The organism is uncultured Shewanella sp. (genome assembly GCF_947501225.1).
GTDB lineage: Bacteria > Pseudomonadota > Gammaproteobacteria > Enterobacterales > Shewanellaceae > Shewanella.
On the sequence record NZ_CANMUW010000003.1, the window covers coordinates 163,626 to 190,434 of the forward strand.

Genomic DNA, 26,809 nt, shown 5'->3' on the forward strand with positions numbered 1-26,809 from the left:
GAACCCGGAAACTGGAAATCTACTAAAAGTGAGTATAAATATGAGCCGCGTCGTCAGAAACAGAGTACAGCGAAAGATTGGTTCTGAGCTATTGATCAATGTAACGCCGACCGAAGCTCGCGTCGCCTTGGTAGAGCATGGTGTTTTGCAGGAAGTCCATATAGAAAGACGGATGAAACGGGGCTTAGTCGGTAATATCTATAAGGGGAAGGTGAGCAGAGTACTGCCCGGTATGCAGGCAGCATTTGTCGATATCGGTCTGGATAAGGCGGCATTTCTGCACGCCTCTGACATAGTACCCCATACCGAATGTGTCGCGGATGTTGAAAAAGGTAACTTTGTCGTTCGTGACATCAATGAGTTAGTTCGTCAGGGACAAGATATCATGGTGCAGGTGGTCAAAGATCCTCTGGGTACAAAAGGGGCACGCTTGACGACCGATATCACTCTTCCCTCTCGCTACCTGGTCTTTATGCCGGGTTCCAGCCATGTTGGTGTGTCTCAGCGCATCGAGTCTGAAGAGGTGCGTTCACGTCTTAAGAAGTTAACCGAGCCTTTCGTCGATGAGGATGGTGGCTTTATTATCCGTACCGCCGCAGAGAGCGCCGGCGAGCAGGAGTTGGTTCAGGATGCCGCATTCCTGCGTCGTGTCTGGGGAAAGGTGAGTGAGCGCCGTAAGCGCAGGGGTGTCTCCCTGCTATATCAGGATCTGGCGCTACCGGTCCGTATCGTGCGTGACTTTGTCGGCACTGAACTGGATCAGATCCAGGTGGATTCGAATCAGACATTCGAGGAGCTACAGGCCTTCTCCGAAGAGTTTATGCCTGAGATCGCCGATAAGATAGAGCACTACAACGGCCCGGTTCCCATCTTCGATCTCTATGACGTTGAGAATGAAGTTCAACGTGCGCTGGGTCGTAAGGTGGAGCTTAAGTCCGGTGGCTACCTCATCATAGACCAAACAGAAGCGATGACGACGGTCGATATCAACACAGGTGCATTCGTTGGTCACAGAAACCTCGAAGAGACCATCTTCAATACCAATCTGGAGGCGACACACGCCATCGCCCGCCAACTCAGGTTGCGCAACCTGGGCGGCATCATCATCATCGACTTCATCGATATGCTGAAATCCGAACACCAGAAGCGTGTGCTTGCCAGCCTTGAGCTCGCGCTCGCTGCCGACAGGGTTAAGACCAATATCAGTGGCTTCTCCGGCCTGGGCTTAGTTGAGATGACCCGTAAAAGAACCCGTGAAAGTTTAGAGCACGTTTTATGTGGAGAGTGTCCGGCCTGCTATGGCACCGGCAGCCTGAAAACCGTTGAAACCGTTTCTTATGAAATTTTCAGAGAGATCATCCGATTAGATCGTAGTTACGATGCCGATGAGTTCCTGGTCTACTGCTCGCCCGGTGTCTTTAACAGCCTTACGGGCGAGGAGGGGCATCTGGTTGCTGAGTTGGGTGTGTATATAGGAAAACGGGTCCGTTTTCAGAATGAACCTATGTATGCGCAAAACAAGTTCGATGTGGTAATAATGTAGTGCCTCGTCAATTCTGTCCCCGCAAGTTCAGCCGTTACTGCTGGCAAACATTAGCCGTTATCTTGGTGCTGTTTGCCCTGGCGGTGAGCCTGTTTCGGGGACTTCTGCCCCAGCTCACCGAGGTGAGACAGGATCTGGTTAACTATATCGAAGATGAGTATCAGGTCCAGGTTAGCGTAGGAGAGCTCAACGCCGAGTGGCAGGCCTTCGGTCCGGCCCTGACGGTGAAGGAGTTAGTCCTGCCGCCTCAGGAGCGTCTGCCTTTTACCCTGGTTATTCGTGGTGTCCATGTCAAACTCGACTTCTGGGAGAGCTTGATGACGACCAGTCCCCAGATTGAGAATGTCATTTTCGAGGGTGTTGAGGTCGGGCTCGATCTCGATAAGCTCAATCAGGTGGAGAGCCGGACTAACTCGGCCGAAATCGATACCGACTGGCTCTATAGCCTGCTTTTGGAGCAGTTAGAGCACTTTTCGATATCAGAAGGCAGCTTGCAGCTACTCAGCAAGCATCATGACTTCAGCCCTATCTATGTCAAAGATCTGCGGTGGCAAAACAGCAGTGGTAAGCATCAGGGGCAGGGAAAACTCTATCTCGATGAGAAAGCCTCCGAGGTCGAACAGTTATCACTGTCGCTGCAGGTTAACGGCAGCGGCTTCAGGCCCGATAATCTTACGGGACAGATCTACCTGGCTGCCAGTTCGCTGGATCTCGGTGAGTGGGCCTCCAGACAAAAGAACCCATACGATAACAAGAGTAAGTTACCCCTCGAAGGTGTGGTCAACCTGCAAGCCTGGTTGAGCCTCAGCGAGCGTAGCATCGAGTCGGGCCTGATACAGTTCGAGCCGAGCTGGCTGGAATGGCAGTTGAGCGGCCAGGAGCAGCATTTTGAGATCAAGGGGGGTCAGCTGGAGTGGCTACCCACCGAAAGTGGCTGGCAGCTAAGCAGCCGAAATCTTGAATTTGAAACTAATGAGCGGCCATGGCCTGAGCTTAATTTTATTGCAGAACAAAGAGGCTCACGCCTGTCAGCGTATCTGAACAGGCTGGATACGAGTAGCCTGTTACCTCTGTTGCCACTGGTGCCGGCAGTCGATCTACATCTGCTGAAGACCTGGCAGTCGGTAGCTCCCCAAGGTTATCTGGATAATATTAAACTCTCTGTGGATGATGAACGCCAGCCTCAACTCTCTGTCGATGTTGCTCAGTTACAATGGCAAAGGTTTGACGGGATCCCGGGGAGCTCGCCATTGGATCTGAAGGTCGCCTGGTATGATGACGCCCTCTACTTCAGTGCACCTCAGCAGGACTATACCTTAGACTTTGGCGCGGCTTTCAAGGCGCCGATAACCTTAAGCGGTGCGGCTTTCGATGCTAAGTTTAATACCGAAACTAGTGAGCTGACACTTCCTCACCTTAAGTTGGCTAATAAGGATATTGGTCTGGACGCCTCCATGAAGATGGGCTTTGCAGGTAACACTCATCTTGCGCTGCTTGCGGATGTGAAGATAAGTGATGTCGCCAATGCGGGTAACTATTTCCCGCTACAGGGAATGGATGCCGAATTGGTCGAATACCTTGAGGCTGGGCTCGTCGCGGGTAATACCCAGGATGCCAGAGTCGTTTGGCACGGCTTCTTAAACCGATATCCATACAAAGATCACTCGGGGATCTTTCAGGCGGCCTTCACCCTAAGTGATGCCGAATTTGAATTTCAGCCGGATTGGCCCCCGGTGAGATCGCTGGAGCTATCAGCCCTGTTTGAGAACGCGGCCATGTACCTCACTATCGACAATGGCGATCTTTTGGATGTCGTGGTCGATGGGGCCAGAATAAATATTCCCGAGTTGGGCGCTCGCTCGCTTTTGGAGATCGATGCCGAACTTGCTACCAAAGGCGCTGCGGCTACCGAGGTTATTCAGGCCTCGCCATTGGCCGATTCTGTCGGTTCGACCCTTGAGGTGGTTCAGATTCAGGGAGATGTCACCGCCTCACTGGATCTTTCAATTCCTCTCTACGATGGAGAGGAGGAGCAGATCCGTGGCCGGGTCAATTTCGATCAGACACCGGTATATATCAGTGAGCCCGGAGTTCAGCTCGATGGCGTGACCGGTCAGGTGAGTTTCGTCAACGAGGTAGTGAAGGGCAAAGATATCAAGGCCTTGCTTTATCAGCAGCCGGTCTCATTGAGTTTCGATACCGAGCAGGTGCGTGATAACTATGGTCTGAACCTGGATCTTAATGGCGTCTGGCAACTCGACGCTCTTCCGCCCGAGCTTGATAATCCATTGATGGAGTTCTACTCCGGCGAGGTGAGCTGGGATGGTGCCATGACGCTTATTTTCGACCAGACCGGCTACCGTATTCAGGCCCAGGTTAACAGCGATCTACTTGGCACCGAATTGATGCTTCCCGCGCCTTTCACTAAGGCTGCCGGTGAGAAGAGAAGGCTGTCGGCCGAGTTGATCGGTGATAATAAGCAGTCGTCGCTCGGGATAAAACTGGGTAAGCAGATGGAGTTTTGGGGCGGGTTCGATATCGAATCGGGTGATCAGTTACATCATTTCGATCTCCTTCTGGGCAGGCTGTTTAAGCCGGGAGATCAGCTGAAAAGAGATAATGGGCACCTGCAGCTCGATATTGCGCAAACAGAGTTCTCTCCCTGGCTACCCGTTATCACCAGCTTTATCGCATCCGGGGAGACTGGGGGCGAAACTGAAGCAGGGGCTGGTGTCGAGAGTGATTCACAGCTAGAGGGCGAGCAGGCCAGAGGCTTCTTTCCTCCTCTTGTCAGTATCGATGCGCAGATCGCCGATCTGAATCTTATGGGCCAACAGCTGTCTGAATTGACCATTGCTGCAAAACCTAATGAGCAGGCATGGCGGTTTGAGGCTATGTCGAACGAGTTTGATGGCAGGATTGACTTTTATCCGGACTGGTCGACTCAGGGGCTGAAGATGGTTGCGAGTAAGTTTTATATCGCACCCAGCTTGAAAGAGGAGTCTCAGGCCGACTTTAAATCAGATACCGTGCTCAATAACCTGCCGCCACTTGCACTGGATGTGGATGATTTTCGTCTCTATGGCAAGCCGTTGGGTCACCTGGTACTGCAGGGAACGCCTCAGGAGGGTCACTACCAGATACAGACTCTCTCACTCACGACACCCGATGTGAAGCTCAGTGGCACTGGCGCATGGAAAAACAGCGCAGGGGAGAATCTTACCGAGTTTAATGTGAAGTTAGAGGCAACAAAATTTGATGCTATATCTTCGATTCTCGATATGGATCCCGGGCTTAAGGATGCTCCGGTTGAGCTGGACGCCACTATCTCCTGGCAGGGAGCACCCTATGCCTTCTCACTGGAGTCGCTCAACGGCAACATTAATTTCGAGCTGGGTAAGGGGCATCTGTCAGAGGTGAGTGACAAAGGAGCCAGAATCTTCTCGCTGTTCAGCTTGGACTCCCTGCTCAGAAAGTTATCTCTGGACTTCTCAGATGTCTTTGGTAAAGGGCTCTACTTTAACTCCTTCACCGGCACCCTGAAGATAGATAACGGCGTCATCAAGACCCGCGATACCGAGATGGATGCCGTCGCGGGAAATATGAAGGTCAGGGGCTATACAGACTTAGTCACCGAGAGCCTGAACTACGATATCCGTTTCGTGCCGCAACTGGCTTCCAGTGTACCGACCGTGGTATTGCTCACCACAGGCGGTTGGACACTGGGCATAGGCGCATTCGCCCTGACTAAAGTGCTTGAGCCCGTTATCGAGGTGATCACCGAGCTCAGATTCAGATTAACCGGAACCATGTCCGAGCCTAAGTTAGAAGAGCTGGAGCGTAAGAGTAAAGAGATAGAGATCCCCGAGTCTGCACTGCCCCGCAAAGGTGAGGAGCAGGCCGATAAACAGCCGGCAGATTCTAGCCCGGTTAAACAGCAGGGAGTCGAGACGCCCGAATCAGAGATTCGCAAGCCGGAACCTGAGCAACCCCTTAATGAGGGCCAGCAAGAGGGGGAAGAAGAGAAGCAGCAGTCTGGCGCTCCGGTAAAGATGACCGAATCGGGAGTTGAAATTCTTGCACCAAGAGTGATTGAGGTGCCAGACTTTAAGGAGGCTCAAGCGCCATTTCCTCCTGCGAGCAATGAAGGCAGAGAAGATAAAAGCGAGAGTCGAATAGAGAGGGAAGCCATAGATGCAGATCAGTCTGTTACAGTGCCAAAGCAGTCGAGACGTAGCGCAAAACCTACAGTTTATCGAGTCGCAGCTTGACCTTCTGCCCAGAGTGGCGGGAGAGGAGCAGCTGGTTGTGTTGCCCGAATGCTGTTTGCTGTTTGGTGGCCACGAGAGCCAGCAGGGTGAGTATCTGCTTAACTGTGGCTCAGAAGAGAGCCCCCTTAAATCGGCGATGTCAGATCTGGCAAAAAAGTTTAATGTCTACCTTGTCGCCGGGACCATCCCGGTTCTGGCGGAGGATAAAAGGGTTTATAGCCGTACTTATCTGTTTGACAGTGCAGGTAAAGTTTTAGGTAATTACGATAAGCTTCACCTGTTCGATGTCGATGTTTCCGATGGCACCAAAGAGTATCGCGAGAGTGATACCTTCTGTCCCGGTGATAAAATTAGTGTAATTGACACCCCCTTTGGTAAGTTAGGTCTAGCGATATGTTACGATCTGCGGTTTCCTGACCTGTTCAGGGCGATGAGGGAAGCCGGTGCCGAGCTGATCGCACTGCCTGCGGCCTTTACTAAGGTAACCGGAGCCGCACACTGGCAACCCTTGATTCAGGCCAGGGCGATAGAGACACAATGTTTCATTCTTGCTGCGGCTCAATGGGGGCAGCATAACCGCGGCAGCCGGGAGACCTGGGGACAGAGCATGATCGTAGACCCCTGGGGAAGGGTTATGGCTGAGAAGATGTCAGGCTGTGGCTGGGTTCAGGCGACGCTGGACAGGAGTGAACTGGAGCTGATCCGGCAACAGATGCCGGTATCGGAACATAATCGCTTTGCTCCGCCGCAGTTACAAAAAATTAGATAAGAGTCTGGGTTCTTGTTTCCCGGGCTCTTCTTACAGAGATTAAGCGTGATTAAGCTCAAGTGAGCAAAAAGAGAGAACTATTAATGCCATTTTTAACTCAAGTAGAAGCAAGCTTACTGCAAGATGGACAGTCACTGAATGATCTACAGGGCTACCTCAACTCCATTCATCAGCACAATGTCGATTTTTCAGATCTCTACTTTCAGGGAAGCCGCCATGAGTCTTGGGTATTAGAAGATGGCATAGTAAAAGAGGGCAGTTTCCATATCGAACGTGGGGTGGGTGTGCGTGCGATTACCGGTGAGAAGACCGGATTTGCCTATGCCGATGAGATCACGCCTGCGGCGCTCAAAGCCTCGGCAGAAGCCGCCCGCAGTATTGCCGTTGCCGGTAAAAATAAAACCGTGCAGGCATGGAAGAAGCAGGAGGTGAAAGCCCTCTACCAGAGTGCCGATCCGATTGCTGCCATGGAAGAGGTGAAAAAAATAGCCCTCTTGAAACAGGCCGATGCATATATCCGTAGTCTCGATGACCGTATCATTCAAGTCGTGGTCAGCCTTTCAGGCGTACACGAAGAGATATTAGTTGCCGCCAGCGATGGCACTCTTGCCGCCGATATTCGCCCTCTGGTGCGATTCAACTGTAGTGTGATTTTAGAGGAGGAGGGTAAACGTGAGCGTGGCGCCAGTGGCGGCGGTGGGCGTCATGGTTATGATGTGTTGATGAGTAATGATGATGCGGGCCTGCCTGCCTGCTTCTCCTTCGCCCGTGAGGCGGTTCGTCAGGCATCGGTAAACCTTAATGCCATCGATGCCCCGGCCGGGCAGATGCCTGTCGTTCTCGGTGCGGGTTGGCCCGGTGTCTTGCTTCATGAAGCTGTCGGTCATGGGCTGGAGGGAGACTTTAACCGCAAGGGAAGCAGTGCATTCAGCGGTATGGTAGGCCAGCAGGTCGCTTCTGAGCTGGTCACCGTGGTCGATGATGGCACCATAGCGAATCGTCGCGGTTCTCTGAGTATCGATGATGAAGGTGTCGCAACCCAGAAAACGGTTCTGATTGAAGACGGGATCTTAAAGGGCTATATGCAGGATAAACTCAATGCCCGCCTGATGGGGGGATCATCGACAGGTAACGGACGCCGCGAATCCTATGCGCATCTGCCTATGCCGAGAATGACCAACACTTATATGGAGGCGGGTGACAGCGATCCTCAGGAGATGATCAAGTCGGTAGAGAAGGGGATCTACGCACCTAACTTCGGTGGTGGCCAGGTCGATATCACCTCGGGTAAGTTTGTCTTCTCAGCTTCAGAAGCCTATCTGATCGAGAAGGGTGAGATCACCCGGGCAATCAAGGGGGCTACCCTGATAGGCAACGGCCCCGAGGCTATGGGGCAGATCTCCATGGTGGGTAACGATCTCGAACTGGATAAAGGTGTCGGCGTCTGTGGTAAGGATGGCCAGAGTGTGCCTGTCGGAGTGGGCCAGCCATCATTGAAACTCGACAGTCTGACAGTGGGTGGAACCGCTTAATTTCTCTCGTGATCTAATAAAGTAGGTGCCCGGATTTAGCTTTTAGGATCTGGCTCCTACTCTTGCCGGTTAAAAAATGTTAGCATTCGCCAAGGAATTTAGAGTAAACACTCTAGGTCGAATGCAGAGGAAAGGGGATGAAGTTTTCACATATAGCCTTATTGTCGCTGGCGGCACTAGGGCCTTTCACGGCTGGGGCGAAAGAGATGGGGTTCTCTCAAGCCTGGCAACAGCTGCTGACGGTAAGCGATAAGCTGCAGGCCGGTGCCCAGGAGGTTAATCGCGCCGAGGCCGAGCATGAAGCCGGAAAAGATCTCTATCTTCCCTCAATCAGCCTCAACGGCAGCTATACCCGACTAGAGAAACCGATAGAGTTGGATCTTAAGGATCTTAATCCACTCGCCTCTATGGATCCCGCTACGCTGCCACCGTCAATCGGTGGTGCTCTTGCCGGTATTCCAGGATCCATGTTTGTCACTCAGTTTACCGAACAGGATATCTTCCGCTCCAGCCTGCAGGCCATGTGGCCCATCTATACGGGAGGCAAGATCACTGCGGCTCAGGCGATCCATGCCGCTCACGTGATAGAGAAAGAGCAGCAGTTACAACTCTCTACCAGAGAGCTCTTCACTCAGTTGGTGGATCGCTACTATGGCGTCGCCGTGACTCAAGCGCTCGTGACAACCCGTGGTGAACTGGTCTCCTCCCTCGAGAAGCATGCCAGTCATGCGCTTAAACTCGAAGAGCAGGGACAGATAGCGAAGGTCGAACGGCTCAATGCGCAGGTTGCATTGGAAAATGCCCGGGTTAATTACACCAGTGCTCAGCGTCAGGCCGAGATGGCGGTTATCGCCCTGTCACGTATGTTGCACGAGCAGGAGGTCGATACCAGCTCCACCCTCTTCATGCTCACCGACGCGCCCTCACTGCCACAGCTGAGCCGGTTAACTATGGTTCAGCATCCGGCCCTAAAGCTGCTTGAGGCCAAGGAGGAGCAGGCCAACGGATTGATCGATCTGGAGAAAGGTAAGTATCACCCCACGGTATTCCTCTATGGTAATTACACCCTATATGAAGACGACAGCCTGTTTTCTAAGATGGAGCCCGACTGGATGCTTGGCGTGGGAGTGAAAGTGCCCCTGTTGAGCCGTGACGGACGCAGCGGTAAGGTGCAGGCGGCTAAGAGTGCGCTGCTACAGGCCAGATATACCAAGGCTCAGACACGCCAGGACCTCAGTCTGCTGCTGGATCAGAGTTATCGTCAGCTGCTCCAGGCACAGGAGGAGGTGCAGTCACTGGAGACATCTATTGCACTGGCACAGGAAAATAAGCGTTTAAGGGATCTGGCTTTTCGTCAGGGACTTTCGACCTCGATCGATAAGGTTGATGCTGAGTTAAAGCTTACTGCGGTCGAAACACAGCAGCTAGGTGCTAAATATCGTTATATTCAGGCATATGCCAGACTCATGGCCATCAGCGGTCAATTGGAAGAATTTTTAGGTCGCAGCGTCGGTCACAGGGCCAAAGTTGCGATGCAGGAGAGTAACAATGCAGGCTAATCGTATTATTGGGGTCGTGGCACTTATTGGTCTGGTCGGTGCATTAGGCTACGGCTTAAAACTGGCCTATACACCTCAGGATGAACGCATACAGGGGCAGGTTGAGGCGAGAGAGTACAACATCTCCTCCAAGGTGCCGGGTCGGGTCGAACAGGTGTTAGTGCGTCGTGGTGATAGAGTCGAAGCCGGCGATCTCCTGTTTGCTATCGATAGCCCCGAGCTGAATGCCAAACTGATGCAGGCAGAGGGGGGCAGAGATGCGGCCCAGGCGATGCAGCTGGAAGCCGACACAGGTGCGCGAAAGCAGCAGGTGATGGCGTCCAGAGAGCAGTGGCTGAAGGCGCAGGCGGCGGCCACGCTGGCCAAGACCACCTATGACAGAGTCGAGGTTCTGTTTGTCGAGGGGGTACTGGCAAGGCAGAAACGCGATGAGGCGTTCACTCAATGGCAGGCCGCCAAGTATACCGAGCAGGCCGCCCTGGCCATGTATGAGATGGCGGCAGAAGGGGCCCGTGAAGAGACAAAGGCTGCCGCCGCCGGTAACGCCCGCATGGCGGAAGGTGCGGTAAATGAGGTGAGTGCGATACTGGCGGACAGCCAGATGCGTGCGCCCAAGTCCGGTGAGATCAGCGAAGTACTACTGCAGCCCGGTGAACTTGCCCCGAGTGGATTCCCTGTGGTGAGTGTCATCGATATGGATGATGCCTGGGCCGTGTTTCAGGTACGTGAAGATCAGTTGAAAGACTTCAAGATGGGTCAGAAGCACCTCATCTTCATTCCGGCTCTGGGGGGAGAATATGAGTTCTCGGTGACCCATATCAGCGTGATGGGAGAGTTCGCCACCTGGCGGGCCACCGAGAGCGGCCATGACTTCGATATGCGTACCTTCGAGATGGAGCTTCGGCCCGTTAACACGATTCCCGATCTCAGAGTCGGCATGACAGCCTTGATGGCGCAATAACTCAAAGTGCAAACTTCAATGAAGAGCCTGATAGGGCGTGAACTGAAGGCGCTATGGAACGATCCATGGCAGTTCGCGCTCGTTACCTATATCCCTATTCTGGGTATCATCTCCCTGTGGTGGCTGTTCAGTGCGGGTATGCCAAGACAGCTGCCGGTGGCGATCGTGGATCATGATCAGAGCCAGGTAAGCCGCATGCTGACCAGGCGCATTCAGGCGAATCCTGCGGCAAAGACGATAGGTTATCAGGATATCGCCGGCGCGAAGCGGGCGATGACAGAAGGTGAGGTATATGCCCTGGTGGTGCTGCCACACCGTTTGAACCGGGATCTGCTCACCGGTCATAGCCCGACCATAGAGATACGCTATAACAGCCAGTTCCTCTTGGTGGGTAAACTGCTTTCGAGTCAGATCCAGCTCAGCCTCTCCGATGGCCTGCTGCATGCAGCAAACAGGAAGCAGCTGGCCCTTGGTGTACCTAAGGCGCAGGCTGAGATCAACCTTCGTCCGGTGACAAGCCAGACGACAGCACTGTATAACTCCAACAGCAACTACATAGGCTTCTTGGTGCCGCCTGTACTGCTTGCGCTGGGACAACTGCTGGCCATGTTGGTATTTGCCAACAGCCTTAATCGTGAGTTACGACTCAATACCATGAGTGAGTGGTTCACTCTCGGCACCCGGCGTGTGCTGTTTGCCAAGATGCTTGTATACACCCCCTTGATCGTACTGCAGGGACGCTTCATTCTCGCCGTCCTGTATCAGTTCCTGAATCTTCCTCTGGCGGGGGATTTCGGCTTGTTGCTGGTGGCTCAGGTAGCCATGTTATTGGCCGTCTGGTTGCTGGTGCTGGTGATCTTCTTCCTGCTGCAGGATTGCGCCAGGGTGATAAGTTTCTGCACCGCACTCTTCGCACCGGCTTTTCCCTTTATGGGGATCACCTTTCCCACCCTGGATATGCCGATTCTGGCACAACTTTGGCGCAAGCTGATGCCTTCGAGTCACTATATCGATACCCATGTCGGCGTGGTCAGCTATGGACAGGGTTGGGATACGCTAGCCGATCAATTGATTAACTATTGGGGATTTCTGTTTCTTATCCCTGTGATTGTCTTCCTGGCGACCGGAGTCAAGCGTGCACATATGGCGGACAAATCCCTGTCACCGGAGGCCACCAGATGACGTTTTGGCAATTTTTATTGGCGGATCTGCGCGCTATTGTCACCGATAAGGCTATCGCCATCACCCTGTTCGGCGGTGTGCTCTTCTACTCTGTGCTCTATCCTCTTCCCTACCTGAACCAGGTACCTACCGAGCAGAAGCTGGTGGTCATCGATCATGACGGCTCCTCCCTGAGCCGCCGTCTGATAAGACATGCAGATGCCAGCCCCAAAATTACCGTGACCGGCCAGGTGAGCAGTATCGACATGGCTCAGGGCTGGATTGAGTCCGGCAGGGCCAACGGCTTACTGGTGATCCCCCATGGTTTCAGGAAAGATCTTATGCTGGGACGAGGGGCGACCTTAAGCTATGGCGGCGATGCCAACTACTTCCTCATCTATTCCGCCGTGGTAGAGGGCTTGGTATCCGTTGGTCTGGATGCGGGAAAATATGTACAGCTCGTGAGCCTGCTCGCCCATGGACAGCATGCCAAGGCCGCAGAACGCAGCTTGAACGCGGTGAAGCTCAACAGTGTGCCCGCCTTCAACCCGAGCCTGGGGTATACCCCCTATGTGGTGCCTGGAGTACTGCTTTTGGTACTCCACCAGACTCTCTTGATAGGCACCGGCATATTGGGGGCCGGACAGTGGCAAAATCAGGGCTACTGGCGCAGGGTCTCCCCCTTGATGCTGATTTGCGGACGCATCAGTGTATTCTGCTTAATCTATGCCCTGTTCACCAGCTTGTATGTGGGGCACTGCTATTACTGGTATGGGGTCAGCGTACAGGCGACTCTGGGGCAGGTGGCGCTGTTTTTGCTCCCATTTTTGCTGTCGACCGCCGTTACCGGCATAGCGTTCAGCTGCCTGTTCACCAGACGGGATCTCCCGACTCAGGTACTGCTGCTGGTCTCCATGCCGATCCTGTTTCTGTCAGGTTTTGTATGGCCAGTGGAGTTGATCCCCGAGCCTCTTATCTGGATCTCTACTATCATTCCGGCGATCCCGGCGATTACTGGTATGCTGCAGCTCAACCAGATGGGTGCCTCGTGGCCAAGTATCATGCCGCTGTGGCTGCACCTGTGGGGGCTGTTTGCACTCTTCTTTATGCTGGCCCTCTATGGGGTCAATAAGCGGCTCAAGCGGGAACCGAACGGCGAGTCGTAAGCTGCGAGCTACGAGCCGAGAGGTGTAGGAGCGGCTTTAGCCGCGAAGCTTCGAGAAGCGGATAGTGATAAGCCGTAAGTAAAAGCCATTAATCCGATCGCTCCAGACACAAGAAAGCCCACTCAGGTTAACAGCCTGAGTGGGCTTTTTAGTGGAGCTTGCTCCCGGACATCTTGTTTCTCGATTCTGGGGTGACTCGGTTAAAGCCGGTGGTCGTTAATCACCAGCTTACAGCCATATCTTAAGTTCCCGATAGGGTGATGCTTAAGCCTGCACCCGATTTCACGTTCTTAGGTGTTGTCAGGTTAATGCTGACGTTGCTTAGTTTTGCAGGCTCTCCCGTGCTGGCGGGATCGATATCGTTAGTGATGATAAAGCCTGTAGTGGTGCCGCCGCGGCGAGTCGTGTTGGCGACCTCAAACGCATCGAATATAAGTTCTCCGGCAGAGGCTTCGACCGCTACCTGAGTGTTGGCTGGCATGATCTGGTAGGCACTGTCATAGAACTGCACCGTAAAGCTCGATGACTGTCCCGGTGCTATCGCCGTCAACGGCACAATAGGCGCCGTCTCCAGGCCGAAATCATCGCGGATCAGGTTGTTGCCCTGCCAGATGGTGAAGCCTGCAGTCGAGCCGGACATGGTCATCACCAACGCCTTGCGGATATAGGTATTAGCTTCGCAACCAACCAGTGTCGACTGACATTGAGGGCCGTTGAACTTGCCATCTGCACTCTGGTACTCGCCATTGCTTTCGATGTTGAAGTACTTCTCACCGGGTGTATAGGAGAAGCTCTCGTCATCGTCGCGGAAGGCATCGCCGAGGTCGCTGAAACCGCTCGGCAGGTAGGCTTCGATATCCATACCGTTGCCTGAGCAGAGAACGGCCACACCGTCACTGTTTAAACATGCCTTGTCTACGACAGGTTTACCATCGGCATCTACAGTGACATCTTTATCATCGAAGATGTTGTTACCGTTAGTATCGAAGAAGGTTTCGTGTCCCAGCGCATAGGCCAGAACAGTGATGCGGTGATCCGGTACTCTGGGGTTTGCCGATGTCCACTCGACGCTACAGCTGCCGTTAACGGTCAGACAGCTGGGAGCTATCTGGCCGCCCTCGCTGGTGAAGTTGATGGTGGTGTCATCGGGCGCCGGGTTACCGAAGCTGTCTGAGGCGAAGGCGGTAAGGGTTACCTTCTCACCGTTAAAATCACCGGCTTCCGGATTAAACATGGTGGTCGAGATACTGAAGCCAAGCTGTTGCGGCAGGCCGGTGTTGACCGTGAGCTGCTCCGATTGGCTGGTGATGGTCTCACCTGTGTCGCCATCGGTAGCCGAGGCGAGTACACGGACCGGTGTTGGCATGGTGCCGGCCAGCACGCGAACGCTGGCAACACCCTGTGAGTTGGTCAGGCTCTCTGCAGTAGCTGCGCCGTTGGAGAAGCTTAAGCCGCCCACGACAGTGTCCAGAGCGAACTTAACCGTCTGTTGCGCCGCAGGCTGGCCGTTGGCACCGGTGACCTTAAAGGTGACCAGAGATGACTCCGTGCTGCCGGTGCCTCCAGCGCCCTTGATACGGATATTCTTTGGCTCGGCCGAGACGAAGCTCAGACTCGCCAGAGTTTGACGCTCAAGGGTGAAGGGCAGGCTTGCCGTGAGGGTTTGATTGCCCGCCTGAGTCGTCGCAACTATCTGGTCGTCACGTTCACTGTTGCCGCTACAGCTTGTGTCCTGGAAGGTCGAGCTCGCACTGCCTGACAGTGTGGTGACCGGCGTATCCAGGCTGGCATTATTGCCGCTGACACAATCAGAGCTGAAGCTGATGGATGAGGGGGTCTGTACCCGGGTAATGGTGCCATCGTCGGCCGCACTGACCAGGGTTGCGGTTATGCCGAAGCTGCCGCCGGCGCTGATGCGATATTTGCCATCGACGGGGATGAGTGTGCTGCCCAGCTCATTTTCGATAAACTCTTCATTACCATCTGCATCGGCAGTAAAGTGCCCCAGTTTGAGTACGCCGTCGTCGCCGATCGCATTGGCCGGCAGCACCTCATAGAGGCTGGTGTTCTGATATGTTTGCCCCTGGTAGCTTAAAGATACATTCAGGCTGGCCGCACCCAGTTCACTCTCCGATGGGGTGTAACTAACCTGCGCTATCCCCTGCTCGTTGGTGAGCGCCGTATTCGGGTTAAGTGTTGAACTTCCCGCGCTGAAGGTGACAATCTGCTGAGCTATCCCCTGGCTCGAACCGTCCAGGAACTGTGCCTGAAGCTGTACCGTCTCATCGACCTTAAACTGAGTGACTGTAGCCGCACCGATAATGATGCTGGCGCTGATCTTTGGCGTATCTTCATCGGGAGTACCGTTGTCGATAAACTCATAGTTACGACTGACAGCGAGGATATTGTTCTCTGCCGCCTTGGTATCAAATTGTGCCGTGAGTGTTCCGGCGCCCGGTGAGGCCTGAGCATTGCTGAGGATCACTTCGGCAACGCCCTGACTGTCAGTCAGTTTAGTTGCAGGAGTAAGCTCACCTAAGGTTGCACTGAAACTGATTAAACCACCGTTACTGTTACTCCCGCCCTGAGTAAGTTTGGCGACCGCACAGATACTGGCGTTGCTGGCAAAACTCAAGTCGTTGGTTGCTTCGGCGCACTTGCCGTCGACAACCGTTTTATAGCTCAGTGAGAGGGCGTATTCGCCGGTATTCTCTCCGCCGCTATCATCGGAGGCGCCATTACATCCACCCAGTGAGGCCAGAGCCAGGAGTGAAAGGGGCAGAGCAAAAGCAGTTTTCATCAGTCGCATAAGCAACATCCTTGTGACACAAAAACAAAAAAGGAAGTACAGATAGAATCTGTTTTATTGAGTAACATTACCCGGGAAGTGAGTTATTCTGATATCTCACTTCGCAAGTACTTTACTAATTCTATTGAAGATTTAGAAGCTTCATCGGGTTTCTTAGCCAGCTCTTTCTTAGACTGACGGATAAGTTGGCGTAACTTCTGTCTCTCTAGCTGAGGGTGCTTCTCAATCAGTGCCTGAACCGCACTATCGCCTTCATTGAGTAACTGCTCTTTCAGTTTTTCGGCAACATTTTGCTTAGCGCTTTCGTTGCTGTTCTGATTCAAAACATTCTTGATATCCAGTTGCAGTGCTTCGATATCGACATTACGCATCAGTTTGCCGATAAACTGTAACTGACGACGATAGGCTTCTGTGTTTATCTTTATCGTCTTAGTTTTCATTACATTATCAAATAAAAGCTCATCCAGATCTAACTTCTTAATTTGGCTTTTACTTAATGCAACCAGCTTGATACCAAGCTCCTGGTATACCGCTATTTCACGTTTTATATCAGCCCTGCTGACATAATCTTCATCGTGGTCAAAGGGTTGTTTAAAGTGTTCTGAGTCGCCGACTATTTTCATTTAACAAAATCTCTTACATAAACTGAGTTAATAATACCATTTCAAGAGAAAATCGCCTATCTCTTCCTATCTGTGGCCAGAAGGAGAGGAGATTATTGCTCCCGGTCGAGTGAGCTTCACCTTATTCATCTATAGCACTTAATGTCAGCCAGGCTTTGTCAGTTATTTAATGTGATTGGGAATCGGGTTTGTTATGCTTAAGGTAATCGAGACAACAAAAGAGCAGATTTGTGACTACACCTAGCACTGACACCGAGTTAAATTCATTAAAAGACGCCGTATCTGTAGCCCTTGAGTATGCGAAAGAGTTAGGAACATCGGCAGCTGAGGTTGCCATCAGTAAACAACAAGGCTTATCGGTCTCCACCCGACTCAAAGAGGTGGAAACGGTTGAGTTTAATAAAGACGGTGCGCTAGGTATTACCCTGTTTCGTGATGGTTGTAAGGGCAGCTCCTCAACTTCCGATCTGAGCCCGGATGCCATTAAGCTGGCGGTAAAGGCCGCCGACGATATTGCTAAGTTCACCTCATCGGATCCCAATAACGGGTTGGCCGATGCCGACCTGATGGCGACCGAGTTTCCGGATCTGGAACTATACCATCCTGAAGATATCTCAGCCGATCACCTGACCGAGTTAGCGGCCCGCTCCGAAGAGGCGGCGTTGAATGTCGACAGCAGAATCACAAACTCAGATGGTGCCAGTGCCAATGCACATACCGGACTTAAGGTTTACGGTAATAGTCATGGCTTCCTTCATGGTTACTCCAGCTCCCGTTACAGTCTGAGCTGTGTGGTTATCGGTGAGACCGACGGCAATATGCAACGGGACTATGATTACACCATTTCAAGAAAGTTTGGCGATCTGTTATCGCCTGAAGAGGTTGGAATAAAGGCTTCCGAGAAGACCCTGAGCCGTCTGGGCAGCAGAAAAATTGCCACCACTGAGCTCCCCGTATTGTTGGCACCGGAGATCGCCACCGGTTTGATCAGTCATCTTGTTGGTGCTATCAGTGGCAGCAGCCTATACAGAAAGTCGAGTTTCCTGCTCGACGCCATCGATACTCAGGTGTTTCCGGATTGGTTCAGTATCGAGGAGCAGCCTCACCTGAAAGCGGGGCTCGCCAGCGCACTCTATGACAGTGAAGGGGTTGCGACCCGGGACAGACATATTATCGATAAGGGTATCTTGTCGAGTTACCTGTTAACCAGTTATTCGGCCCGAAAGTTAGGCCTTAAGAATACCGGTCATGCGGGCGGTATCTATAACTGGACTCTGTCACATACGGGGCAGACGTTTGACGAGCTGGTCAAAGAGATGGGAACCGGCCTGATTGTGACTGAGGTGATGGGCCAAGGCGTGAATGCGGTTACCGGTGATTACTCTCGCGGTGCTGCCGGTTTCTACGTCGAAAATGGCGTCATTCTCTATCCTGTCGAGGAGATCACCATAGCCGGTAACCTTAAAGGTATGTACCGTAACATTGTCGGCGTGAGTAAAGATAGGGATCTGCGCTCATCGATTCGTACGGGTGGAATTTTATTGAGTGATATGAAGATCGCCGGTAATTAATCGATCTTAACTATCTCCGGGAGGCAGGACTCTTCGAGCCGAGGGCGCTTCACGACATGGTACTTGATATCCTCTATCCATCAGGTGGGAGCCTCGCTTGAGAGAGATGAGGACCGAAATGGTCCTCAGTCTGGTTTATGTAAGGAGTCAATATGAACAGGTATTCGGGTTTTACCCTTATAGAGCTGGTGGTGGTTATCATCATCCTGGGCATACTCGCGGTGACTGCGGCGCCTAAGTTTATTAACTTACAGAATGATGCGCGTATTTCGACGTTGCAGGGGATGAAAGCCGCAGTGGCCTCCGAAGTGCTGCTGACTCATTCCAAGGCCTTGATACAGGGGATAGAGCAGGGAAGTGAAGTCGACCTCGATCTGGGTAACGTGACGGTAAAAAGTGTCTATGGTTACCCCAAGGCCGAGTTCAGCTCTACCTGGTCGAAGTTGCTCGAAAGCGAGTTTGGTGAGGCCGGTTATGTTGACCCCGCAGAGTATGACTGGATCTGGCGTAATCGAACCAGCGGCAGCAACATTGGCCTCTATTTTATGCCCAGAGGCTACTCTAACGATAATCAAAATTGCTGGGTAAGGTACCAGCAGCCGACTGAAGTGGGCGGCGAATACCAGTTAACCATAGAGACCAGTGGTTGCTAGCTCTCCTAACCAACAGTCGCTTAAGCCTGTCTCTCTTCCCCCTTTCTGAGAGTCACTTTCTGTTATAACCCGACCTTTTAAAATTCTGATTAGAAATCCACAATCTTAACTTGAATATATGGATGAGCACATATATGCTTATCCGTATGTCCATGTCTCTTCGTGAGATAGTTTCCCCTGGGATACTTGTCAGAGTTTTGTCTCTGGTATTAGTTTTCCGGTATTAGTTTTGAGATTTATTATGACCGCATTAGATCTATTTAAAGCACTGAGCGATGAAACCCGCTTGCGTAGCCTGCTTCTTATCCAGGCAGAGGAGGAACTCTGCGTCTGTGAGTTGATGCAGGCACTTGAGGAGAGTCAGCCAAAAATTTCCCGGCATCTGGCTCAACTGAGAAAGTTTGGCCTGCTCACCGACAGGCGCCAGGGGCAGTGGGTCTTCTATCGTTTGAACCCGGCACTCCCGACATGGATCAACCGGGTCATCGACGAAACCTGTTCGGCTAATCGAGCCTTGATAGAGCAGGAACTGTCACGACTTAACAAGATGGGTGACAGGCCCGAGCGAGTGAAGAGCTGCTGTTAGCGATAATAGCTGTGAGCTACGAGGTGTAGGAGCGGCTTTAGCCGCGAAGCTTCCTGAAGCAGATAGCGATGAGCCGTAAGCAATATATAAGAACCTGCTGACAAGGGTGTCGCGAGATTAGATACAAGATTAAAAGATAGAGAGAAAAGAATTATGGGGCTGTTTGAGCGTTATCTGAGTGTTTGGGTTGGACTGGCCATTGTCCTTGGGGTGATCTTAGGTAACCTTTGGCCGGATCTGTTCGCCCTGGTTGCCGCGGTTGAATACGCGCACGTTAACTTAGTCATAGCCGTGCTTATCTGGGTGATGATCTACCCTATGATGGTGCAGATAGACTTTGCCGCCGTCAAGGATGTGAGAAAAAGCCCTAAGGGGCTGGTATTGACGCTGGTGGTTAACTGGTTAATTAAACCCTTTACCATGGCAATGTTGGGCTGGTTGTTTTTCAAGGTGCTGTTTGTCGAGTGGGTCGATCCGCAGACGGCGACGGAATATATCGCGGGTATGATCCTGCTCGGTGTCGCCCCCTGTACCGCTATGGTGTTTGTCTGGAGTCAGCTCACTAAGGGCGATCCTAATTACACTCTGGTTCAGGTCTCGGTTAATGACCTTATCATGGTGGTGGCCTTCGCTCCTATTTGTGCCTTCCTGCTCGGAGTCAGCGATATTCAGGTGCCCTGGGAGACCCTGCTCTCGTCGGTATTTCTCTATGTGGTTCTGCCGCTGGTGGCCGGTGTGTTGACGCGACGAAAGCTGGAGTCCGATGGTGACCCGGCGTCCCTTGCCCGGTTTGTGGGGAACCTGAAGCCCTGGTCTATCGTCGGCTTGCTGGCGACTGTCGTCCTGCTGTTTGGATTTCAGGCGGGAACCATACTCGAACAGCCACAAAACATCATGCTGATCGCCATTCCTCTGCTCATTCAGACCTATGGCATATTTTTCATCGCTTACTATGCGGCCAAAAAACTGAAACTGTCTCATAAGGTGGCGGCTCCGGCTTGCATGATCGCCACCTCGAACTTTTTCGAGCTCGCGGTGGCAGTCGCTATCTCACTGTTTGGACTACACTCAGGGGCAGCACTGGCTACCGTTGTCGGGGTATTGGTAGAGGTGCCTGTGATGCTGTCACTGGTGGCATTTGTTAATCGGCATAAAACGCAATTTGAAGATGATACCGGTGAACATCCTGCGGTGTCATAAGTAGAGGCTCCAAGGTTGGCTAGTCTGCTCGATAAGGGCTTGGCTTAAAAGATCACATCACGCTCTGGAAGTGATGATAAATTTGAAGGGTTTAATATGAGTATCAAGATAGGTATCAATGGGTTTGGCCGTATGGGGCGCTTAGCACTTCGAGCCGCCTGGGAATGGGATGATGTTGAGTTTGTGCAGATCAATGACCCGGCAGGAGATGCCGCAACGCTTGCACATCTGCTGACATTCGACTCGGTCCATGGTCGCTGGAACCACGAGGCAACTGCCGAGGGAAGCGATATCCTTATTGATGATAAACGCATCGCCACGACCCAGGATTCGCATATCGGCGATACCGACTGGTCGGGATGCGATCTGGTTATCGAAGCGTCCGGCGTCATGAAGAGCAAGGCGCTGCTCCAGGCTTACCTCGATCAGGGGGTTAAGCGGGTGGTGGTGACCGCTCCTGTTAAGGAGGAGGGAGTGTTGAACGTGGTGATGGGGGTAAATCATCACCTCTATGACAAGGAGCTCCATCCTATTGTGACGGCGGCGTCCTGCACCACCAACTGTCTGGCACCTGTGGTTAAGGTGATACATGAAACTATCGGTATCAAGCATGGTTCTATGACCACTATCCATGACATTACCAATACTCAGACGATTCTCGACGCGCCCCATAAAGACCTGCGTCGAGCACGGGCATGTGGCCTGAGCCTTATTCCAACGACTACCGGGTCGGCGACCGCCATCACCCATATCTTCCCTAAGCTTAAGGGCAAGCTAAACGGCCATGCGGTGCGGGTACCACTGGCGAATGCGTCGATAACCGATTGTGTATTCGAGTTGGAGCATGCTACCACGGAGGAGGAGATAAACTCGCTGCTTAAGCGAGCCGCCGAGGGCGAGCTGAAAGGGATCCTGGGTTACGAGGAGCGCCCTCTGGTTTCGGTGGATTATAAGACAGATCCAAGATCCAGCATCATAGATGCTCCATCGACCATGGTAGTTAACGGCACTCAGGTTAAGCTCTATGTCTGGTATGACAATGAGTGGGGATACGCCAACCGCACCGCGGAACTTGCTCGTATGGTCGGGCTGTCGGATAAAAGCTAAGAAGCTATAAGCCGTAAGTTTTAAGCTGTAAGCTCAAGATAGGGCAAAGATAGCCTCGAGCTACGGGTCACGAGTTAAGGCGAAGATTATTATAAGAATCGATTCGTCGATTGTAGTTCTGCGCATTTAATATTTTGCTCGAAGCTCGAAGCTCGAAGCTCGAAGCTCGAAGCTCGAAGCTCGAAGCTCGAGGCCAGGCTCTCGAAACTCATTATCAGGATATCTATGTTAGCCAGTATCAAGGCGTTGCCGGAGCAGGTCAGACAATACCTTATCGTGACCGGTAACTATTGGGTGTTTACCCTCACCGACGGTGCGCTGCGCATGCTGGTGGTGTTGCACTTTCATCAGCTCGGTTATTCGCCGCTTGCGATCGCCATGTTGTTTCTCTTCTATGAGATCTTCGGTGTGGTCACTAATCTGGTCGGCGGCTACCTTGGGGCGCGGCTCGGGCTGAATCGCACCATGAATCTGGGTCTTGGCATGCAGGTGATCGCCCTGGCTATGCTGCTTGTGCCCACCACTATGTTGACCATTGCCTGGGTCATGGCCGCACAGGGCCTGTCCGGTATAGCCAAAGATCTCAACAAGATGAGCGCCAAGAGCTCTATCAAGTTGCTGGTGGCCGATGGTGAGCAGGAGAAGCTCTACGTATGGGTGGCAAGGCTCACCGGCTCCAAGAATGCCCTCAAGGGCGCGGGCTTTTTCCTGGGGGGGGCACTACTGTCTCTGTTTGGTTTTACAGGCGCCATCGGGAGCATGGCCGGCATCCTTATTCTGGTCTGGCTCTTTAGCATGGTGAAACTTAAGAAAGATCTGGGCAAAGCCAAGAGCAAACCTAAGTTCAGCGAGATCTTCTCCAAGAGCCGTAGCATCAATATTCTATCTGCAGCCAGACTGTTTCTGTTTGCGGCCAGAGATGTCTGGTTTGTGGTGGCCTTGCCGGTATATCTGGCCAGCCAATTCGGCTGGGATCACTACTATGTGGGCGGTTTTCTTGCCCTTTGGGTGATCGCCTATGGCTGGATCCAGACGCTGGCCCCCCGAATTACCGGCGCTCGTAGCGCTAAGGTACCCGATGGTCGTTCGGCGCTGCTCTGGGCCAGCCTGTTAACCGCTATCCCGGCAGCGATCGCGCTGTTTATGAGTGTTTCACCCTCGCCCCAGTTAGTCCTGATGTCGGGTTTACTGCTCTTCGGCGCCCTGTTTGCGATCAACTCCTCCCTGCACAGTTACCTGATTGTCAGTTATGCCAGCGACGATGGCGTGTCGCTCGATGTGGGTTTCTACTACATGGCCAACGCCATGGGGCGCCTGCTGGGCACTGTGTTATCGGGCTGGGTCTATCAGGTAGCGGGGCTGGAGGCCTGTTTGTGGATCTCATCGGCTTTCCTGGCCATGACCGCGGTGATTAGTGTTTACTTACCCAAGAGGGGGGCGGTCTTGGAATGAAGGCCGACTACATTTTCTATGTTGAGTGTTGGTATTGGGAAATGTGTTTGAAACTTGTATTTTCATAGTCATCTATCGCCTCCCCGGCGTGGGATGTGCAGATACTTCTTTGAGGCGCCGTGAACACTTCCGTGTGGGCTCTACCAAAACATCCCTGTTTTGGAAGCTCAAAGCTGCATCTACACCTGATAATTTTAAAGAAGGTTATCTCTTCGATTAATAAAACTTATTTTCTTCAGACAAAATGGTCATTGCTTCACTTAAAGTGTACTGATAACTTATTAAAATAGTTGAGATTATAATTTCTTTGGATTGTGTGGGTTCACCGTCCGGGTAGTGCTTCTTGGAGTGGTTAAATATTCCGACTTTATTAGGTGTAAAGTGTCTAAAGCCAAAATTTTGAAGAGGTGAAGATGAAACCGTTAGGGCTTAAAGAAACAGTATATGGAATTTTAGTCGCGCTATTTCTTGGTCTGTTATTAATTTTTCCTGACACTGAAATTGTTAGCGAAATGGAAGAACTATTTTCTATTAAGCTAACCTCTACATTTGTTGAAATTACTTATGTTTTTCTTCTTTTACTTATATGCAAATATCTATTTAAAAAATTGGATAAGAGAAAAACTAAAGAAAGTGATGGGTAATAGTATTGCCTGAGAGGTTTTGCCATTTAACAAGACTCTTAATCAAGATTCACTATTGCTGTTAGAGTGGGCTTCAGGGGTAATATCGAGCATAAGGTGGTTGGATGATTGTGATCAGGAAGGCGGTTGAGGGGGATGCTCAGGCTATTTATGACTTGAGAAGCCGGGCTATCCTCGAAGCGTGCTCGGGATATTATAGTGCGGAGCAACTATCGCTTTGGACCCAAGGTGGCGTGTCTGAGAGTTTGATTAAGGATATCGTAAACTCTTTTTATGTGTCCGAGAGTGATGGGCAAGTTATCGGCAGTGGCAAGCTGACGATTGAAACCGGGATGCTGGACGCGATCTTCGTCGAGCCTCAATTTTTCGGCAAGGGCGCCGCCAGATTGATGCTTGCCTTCCTCGAAGAGCTGGCTACGGTGCATGGTCTTACTTCAATAAAACTCGAGTCTACCCTGAATGCTGCTCCATTCTACCGCCGATGCGGATTTGTAGGTGATGAGATATCCACCTATCACTCACCGAGAGGCATCAGCTTAAAATGTGTGCCCATGCAAAAGTCACTGGAAAAGAGAGCTCGGCTATGAGTGTGAACCAATGCTTAATCGGCTATAGATTATTCAAGTCTAGGGACTGTCTTGTTTAGGTTTATCTGGTCTATGAGCTTCATGGGGCGGGGTGTCGTATGGTGTTAAAATATTATTGTGAAGCGATAGTGTTGTAAGGTGATGCTGTTGAAAAAATAGTATCGCAGGAAGATCGACAAGGTGTCAGGGTTTTACCTGATTGGCCCGGTTAAGGCACCCAAGGATTCACAGGAGCAAGATATGAGTAAAGGTAAAAATATCCGTAAAGAAGGCAAGAAACAGCCACAGAAAACGGCCAAAGAAAAGCGCATGGCAAAACGTGTGAAAAAGAGTTCCCCTGGCCTGTTGGATAACGTTAAGTAATCCTCTTTCCTGTGTCTCGATATTCGCTAATCTCCTAGTGAGGAGCTAGCGAAGGGGCTCTGTTGCTGCCAGCTAACACTGACCATGGAAACATGGCAAAGCTAGAAAATTGAGTAGGGCTAACCTGGGGTTAGCCCTAGTGTAATATGTTGCACTCTCTCCAAATCAATCCTCCTAAGCTAAAGCAATAGACTTCACTTTCTCAAAAATTGAGTTAACCGTTACGCCAAAACGCCAATCTAAGAGTAAAAAACTCAAGTGTTTGCACATTCAGGTCGTTTATTGACATCTGACCCATAGGGGATATGGGAAATGTCATGATGATGTCGGGAACATCATTGACCTGCCACCGTGACATTTGTGCATCCCTACACGGCACGCAGGCTATAAGTACTAATGGACCTGAGACCTCCAAGATATGTACAAATCCCCATACAAAGTACGAGCCCCTCAATAACTTGTGAATCAGCCACAACCATTTGCTACAAAAAGTGGCTGAGAAATACTACTGCTTTCATTTTGTACACTTTTCGTTGTACTCTGGGATGCAATCAACAAATTCCGGGCATTAGATCACGGAATGAATATAACAATAATGATAATGCGTCGGTGAGGTTTGAATGGAAGGAATAACTGAATTTGTAAGTATGATCAATGGCTTTGTCTGGGGTACTCCTATGCTGGTCATGATCCTGGGGGTGGGCCTGTTCCTCTCGGTTGGCTTGAAACTGATGCCAATTTTGAAGTTGGGAACCGGCTTTAAGCTGCTCTGGTCGGGCAGGATCCCCGATAAAGATAAGACTAAGGAGGGGGAGATCAGCCCCTTTAACGCCCTGATGACTTCGCTCTCGGCCACTATCGGTACCGGTAATATTGCCGGTGTGGCAACGGCGATCTTTATTGGTGGACCGGGGGCGCTGTTTTGGATGTGGTGTACGGCGCTGGTTGGCATGGCAACAAAGTTTGCCGAGGCCGTGTTGGCGGTGAAGTATCGTGAAGTCGATGATAATGGCGACCATATCGGTGGTCCCATGTACTATATCAAGAATGGCCTCGGCAGTAAGTGGGCCTGGCTGGGTACCGCGTTTGCGCTGTTTGGATCCTTTGCCGGTTTCGGTATCGGTAATACGGTGCAGTCGAACTCGGTTGCCGATGCCCTGAGCAGTAACTTCGGTGTACCGAGCTGGGTAACGGGTGTGGTGCTGATGGTGCTGGTGGGGGCGGTGCTGGTCGGCGGTATCAAGCGTATCGCCGATGTGGCCGGTAAGCTGGTTCCTCTGATGACGCTGTTCTATATCACTGCCGGCCTGGCCGTGTTGGTTGTCAATGCCGCAGCGATTCCCGATGCCATTGCTATGATAGTGCATAGCGCATTTAACCCGGTTGCGGCACAGGGCGGTTTCGCCGGTGCTGCGGTTTGGGCAGCTATCCGCTTCGGTGTGGCGCGTGGCGTGTTCTCAAACGAAGCGGGCCTGGGGAGTGCACCGATCGCTCACGCCTCTGCACAGACCAATAACCCGGTAGCTCAAGGTCTGGTTGCCATGTTGGGTACCTTCATCGATACCCTGATTGTCTGTAGCATCACAGGTCTGGCGATTATTGTATCCGGTGCCTGGACATCGGGCGAGAACGGCGCCGCGTTGACTTCGTTTGCTTTTTCGACCGCGCTGCCGGTGGGTAATTATATCGTCGCCCTGGCCTTGTCGGTGTTTGCCTTCACGACTATTCTGGGCTGGAGCGTCTACAGCGAAAAGTGCGTCCAGTATCTGTTTGGTGTTAAAGCCGTTAAGCCTTTCAGAGTTCTATGGATACTGGTAGTACCGCTGGGTGCCGTGAGTTCACTGGACTTCATCTGGTTACTGGCCGATACCCTGAACGCCATGATGGCGATCCCTAATCTTATCGCCCTTGCGCTGCTTAGCCCTGTGGTATTCAGTCTGACCCGCGAATACTTCATCAAGAAGCGAGAGGATGAAGCCAAGGCTAAGGCGAATGTCGAGATCTAGTGGCTAATTGTCAGCAGCTCCTATAGAGAGTAAAAGCGCCGCAAGGCGCTTTTTTTATGCCTCCTCTGGTGAGTAAACAAGTTATCAGGCACTCCCTTTGTTGGCAAAATGTAAAATTCACTACCCTTTCTACTCATTTTCCTCTACCGGAGGGTAGGCATATCCGGTCATGGGTTAAGGATAGGGTGCCAGGTTTGTAAGATAACCCTTGCATGTAAGCAGGCTGAAGAGAAAGATGAGCTCTGG

21 protein-coding genes are annotated in these 26,809 nt (G+C 51.9%); 18 read left to right on the forward strand and 3 right to left on the reverse strand.

All coding sequences use genetic code 11. From position 1 onward, the window contains the following. Positions 1 to 40 precede the first annotated feature (40 nt). The 8 genes from rng (at position 41) to Q1B47_RS06295 (ending at position 12,962) form a co-directional block, all read left to right on the forward strand. Complete coding sequence (rng, locus tag Q1B47_RS06260; RefSeq protein WP_299790289.1) at positions 41 to 1,543, forward strand: ribonuclease G; 1,503 nt, start codon at positions 41 to 43, stop codon at positions 1,541 to 1,543. Beyond that, complete coding sequence (locus Q1B47_RS06265) at positions 1,543 to 5,814, forward strand: YhdP family protein (protein ID WP_299790292.1); 4,272 nt, start codon at positions 1,543 to 1,545, stop codon at positions 5,812 to 5,814. The genes rng and Q1B47_RS06265 overlap by 1 nt, the downstream gene beginning before the upstream one ends. After that, positions 5,738 to 6,583: a carbon-nitrogen hydrolase family protein gene (locus Q1B47_RS06270; RefSeq protein ID WP_299790295.1), complete on the forward strand. Its 846-nt coding sequence runs from the start codon at positions 5,738 to 5,740 to the stop codon at positions 6,581 to 6,583. Before Q1B47_RS06265 ends, Q1B47_RS06270 begins: the two co-directional genes overlap by 77 nt. An 83-nt stretch (positions 6,584 to 6,666) precedes the next feature. Beyond that, positions 6,667 to 8,115, forward strand: a complete 1,449-nt coding sequence (tldD, locus tag Q1B47_RS06275; RefSeq protein WP_299790297.1) for a metalloprotease TldD — start codon at positions 6,667 to 6,669, stop codon at positions 8,113 to 8,115. 137 nt (positions 8,116 to 8,252) lie between these two features. Then, complete coding sequence (locus tag Q1B47_RS06280) at positions 8,253 to 9,674, forward strand: TolC family protein (RefSeq protein ID WP_299790300.1); 1,422 nt, start codon at positions 8,253 to 8,255, stop codon at positions 9,672 to 9,674. Continuing rightward, on the forward strand, positions 9,664 to 10,635 hold the full coding sequence (locus tag Q1B47_RS06285; protein WP_299790303.1) for a biotin/lipoyl-binding protein: 972 nt from the start codon (positions 9,664 to 9,666) through the stop codon (positions 10,633 to 10,635). The genes Q1B47_RS06280 and Q1B47_RS06285 overlap by 11 nt, the downstream gene beginning before the upstream one ends. 18 nt (positions 10,636 to 10,653) lie before the next feature. After that, on the forward strand, positions 10,654 to 11,817 hold the full coding sequence (locus tag Q1B47_RS06290; RefSeq protein WP_299790306.1) for an ABC transporter permease: 1,164 nt from the start codon (positions 10,654 to 10,656) through the stop codon (positions 11,815 to 11,817). Further along, complete coding sequence (locus Q1B47_RS06295) at positions 11,814 to 12,962, forward strand: ABC transporter permease (protein WP_299790309.1); 1,149 nt, start codon at positions 11,814 to 11,816, stop codon at positions 12,960 to 12,962. The genes Q1B47_RS06290 and Q1B47_RS06295 overlap by 4 nt, the downstream gene beginning before the upstream one ends. Before the next feature lie 241 nt (positions 12,963 to 13,203). Here Q1B47_RS06295 and Q1B47_RS06300 read toward each other — a convergent pair whose 3' ends face one another. After that, the gene (locus tag Q1B47_RS06300) at positions 13,204 to 15,771 is read right to left on the reverse strand and encodes an Ig-like domain-containing protein (protein WP_299790312.1); all 2,568 of its coding nucleotides are present in this window, start codon (positions 15,769 to 15,771) and stop codon (positions 13,204 to 13,206) included. An 83-nt stretch (positions 15,772 to 15,854) separates the two neighbouring features. Continuing rightward, entirely contained in the window at positions 15,855 to 16,394 is a 540-nt protein-coding gene (yjgA, locus tag Q1B47_RS06305) for a ribosome biogenesis factor YjgA (RefSeq protein WP_299790315.1), read from the reverse strand. 230 nt (positions 16,395 to 16,624) lie between these two features. Here yjgA and pmbA point away from each other — a divergent pair, with 230 nt between their 5' ends. The 9 genes from pmbA (at position 16,625) to Q1B47_RS06350 (ending at position 24,557) form a co-directional block, all read left to right on the forward strand. Beyond that, positions 16,625 to 17,965 (forward strand): metalloprotease PmbA, encoded by a 1,341-nt coding sequence (gene pmbA / locus Q1B47_RS06310; RefSeq protein ID WP_299790318.1) that lies wholly within the window; start codon positions 16,625 to 16,627, stop codon positions 17,963 to 17,965. Positions 17,966 to 18,117: 152 nt separating this feature from the next. Next, on the forward strand, positions 18,118 to 18,618 hold the full coding sequence (locus Q1B47_RS06315) for a type II secretion system protein (protein ID WP_299790321.1): 501 nt from the start codon (positions 18,118 to 18,120) through the stop codon (positions 18,616 to 18,618). Positions 18,619 to 18,859: 241 nt separating this feature from the next. Then, positions 18,860 to 19,204, forward strand: a complete 345-nt coding sequence (locus Q1B47_RS06320; protein WP_299790324.1) for a metalloregulator ArsR/SmtB family transcription factor — start codon at positions 18,860 to 18,862, stop codon at positions 19,202 to 19,204. A 153-nt stretch (positions 19,205 to 19,357) separates the two neighbouring features. Further along, complete coding sequence (arsB, locus tag Q1B47_RS06325; RefSeq protein ID WP_299790327.1) at positions 19,358 to 20,404, forward strand: ACR3 family arsenite efflux transporter; 1,047 nt, start codon at positions 19,358 to 19,360, stop codon at positions 20,402 to 20,404. Between the two features lie 96 nt (positions 20,405 to 20,500). Continuing rightward, the gene (locus tag Q1B47_RS06330; RefSeq protein WP_299790329.1) at positions 20,501 to 21,511 is read left to right on the forward strand and encodes an ArsJ-associated glyceraldehyde-3-phosphate dehydrogenase; all 1,011 of its coding nucleotides are present in this window, start codon (positions 20,501 to 20,503) and stop codon (positions 21,509 to 21,511) included. A 225-nt stretch (positions 21,512 to 21,736) separates the two neighbouring features. Further along, complete coding sequence (gene arsJ, locus Q1B47_RS06335; RefSeq protein ID WP_299790332.1) at positions 21,737 to 22,963, forward strand: organoarsenical effux MFS transporter ArsJ; 1,227 nt, start codon at positions 21,737 to 21,739, stop codon at positions 22,961 to 22,963. A 413-nt stretch (positions 22,964 to 23,376) separates the two neighbouring features. Then, positions 23,377 to 23,607 carry a hypothetical protein gene (locus tag Q1B47_RS06340; RefSeq protein ID WP_299790335.1) on the forward strand — a complete coding sequence of 77 codons (231 nt, stop codon included), beginning with the start codon at positions 23,377 to 23,379 and terminating at the stop codon, positions 23,605 to 23,607. A 104-nt stretch (positions 23,608 to 23,711) separates the two neighbouring features. Beyond that, complete coding sequence (locus Q1B47_RS06345; RefSeq protein WP_299790338.1) at positions 23,712 to 24,194, forward strand: GNAT family N-acetyltransferase; 483 nt, start codon at positions 23,712 to 23,714, stop codon at positions 24,192 to 24,194. Positions 24,195 to 24,434: 240 nt separating this feature from the next. Beyond that, positions 24,435 to 24,557 carry a hypothetical protein gene (locus Q1B47_RS06350; RefSeq protein ID WP_299790341.1) on the forward strand — a complete coding sequence of 41 codons (123 nt, stop codon included), beginning with the start codon at positions 24,435 to 24,437 and terminating at the stop codon, positions 24,555 to 24,557. Between the two features lie 214 nt (positions 24,558 to 24,771). Here Q1B47_RS06350 and Q1B47_RS06355 read toward each other — a convergent pair whose 3' ends face one another. Beyond that, entirely contained in the window at positions 24,772 to 24,915 is a 144-nt protein-coding gene (locus Q1B47_RS06355; RefSeq protein WP_299790344.1) for a hypothetical protein, read from the reverse strand. 262 nt (positions 24,916 to 25,177) lie between these two features. Here Q1B47_RS06355 and Q1B47_RS06360 point away from each other — a divergent pair, with 262 nt between their 5' ends. After that, positions 25,178 to 26,563, forward strand: coding sequence for a sodium:alanine symporter family protein (locus tag Q1B47_RS06360; RefSeq protein ID WP_299790347.1), 1,386 nt, complete (start codon positions 25,178 to 25,180; stop codon positions 26,561 to 26,563). The last annotated feature ends 246 nt before the right edge of the window (positions 26,564 to 26,809 follow it).

Bases quoted from the DNA above. Each gene is read 5' to 3' on its own strand.
- rng (WP_299790289.1), top strand. From the start codon at position 41: ATGAGCCGCGTCGTCAGAAACAGAGTACAGCGAAAGATTGGTTCTGAG.
- Q1B47_RS06270 (WP_299790295.1), top strand. From the start codon at position 5,738: ATGCAGATCAGTCTGTTACAGTGCCAAAGCAGTCGAGACGTAGCGCAA.
- tldD (WP_299790297.1), top strand. From the start codon at position 6,667: ATGCCATTTTTAACTCAAGTAGAAGCAAGCTTACTGCAAGATGGACAG.
- Q1B47_RS06280 (WP_299790300.1), top strand. From the start codon at position 8,253: ATGAAGTTTTCACATATAGCCTTATTGTCGCTGGCGGCACTAGGGCCT.
- Q1B47_RS06285 (WP_299790303.1), top strand. From the start codon at position 9,664: ATGCAGGCTAATCGTATTATTGGGGTCGTGGCACTTATTGGTCTGGTC.
- Q1B47_RS06290 (WP_299790306.1), top strand. From the start codon at position 10,654: ATGAAGAGCCTGATAGGGCGTGAACTGAAGGCGCTATGGAACGATCCA.
- Q1B47_RS06295 (WP_299790309.1), top strand. From the start codon at position 11,814: ATGACGTTTTGGCAATTTTTATTGGCGGATCTGCGCGCTATTGTCACC.
- Q1B47_RS06300 (WP_299790312.1), bottom strand. From the start codon at position 15,771: ATGCGACTGATGAAAACTGCTTTTGCTCTGCCCCTTTCACTCCTGGCT.
- yjgA (WP_299790315.1), bottom strand. From the start codon at position 16,394: ATGAAAATAGTCGGCGACTCAGAACACTTTAAACAACCCTTTGACCAC.
- Q1B47_RS06315 (WP_299790321.1), top strand. From the start codon at position 18,118: ATGAACAGGTATTCGGGTTTTACCCTTATAGAGCTGGTGGTGGTTATC.
- Q1B47_RS06320 (WP_299790324.1), top strand. From the start codon at position 18,860: ATGACCGCATTAGATCTATTTAAAGCACTGAGCGATGAAACCCGCTTG.
- arsB (WP_299790327.1), top strand. From the start codon at position 19,358: ATGGGGCTGTTTGAGCGTTATCTGAGTGTTTGGGTTGGACTGGCCATT.
- Q1B47_RS06330 (WP_299790329.1), top strand. From the start codon at position 20,501: ATGAGTATCAAGATAGGTATCAATGGGTTTGGCCGTATGGGGCGCTTA.
- arsJ (WP_299790332.1), top strand. From the start codon at position 21,737: ATGTTAGCCAGTATCAAGGCGTTGCCGGAGCAGGTCAGACAATACCTT.
- Q1B47_RS06340 (WP_299790335.1), top strand. From the start codon at position 23,377: ATGAAACCGTTAGGGCTTAAAGAAACAGTATATGGAATTTTAGTCGCG.
- Q1B47_RS06345 (WP_299790338.1), top strand. From the start codon at position 23,712: ATGATTGTGATCAGGAAGGCGGTTGAGGGGGATGCTCAGGCTATTTAT.
- Q1B47_RS06350 (WP_299790341.1), top strand. From the start codon at position 24,435: ATGAGTAAAGGTAAAAATATCCGTAAAGAAGGCAAGAAACAGCCACAG.
- Q1B47_RS06355 (WP_299790344.1), bottom strand. From the start codon at position 24,915: ATGTCACGGTGGCAGGTCAATGATGTTCCCGACATCATCATGACATTT.
- Q1B47_RS06360 (WP_299790347.1), top strand. From the start codon at position 25,178: ATGGAAGGAATAACTGAATTTGTAAGTATGATCAATGGCTTTGTCTGG.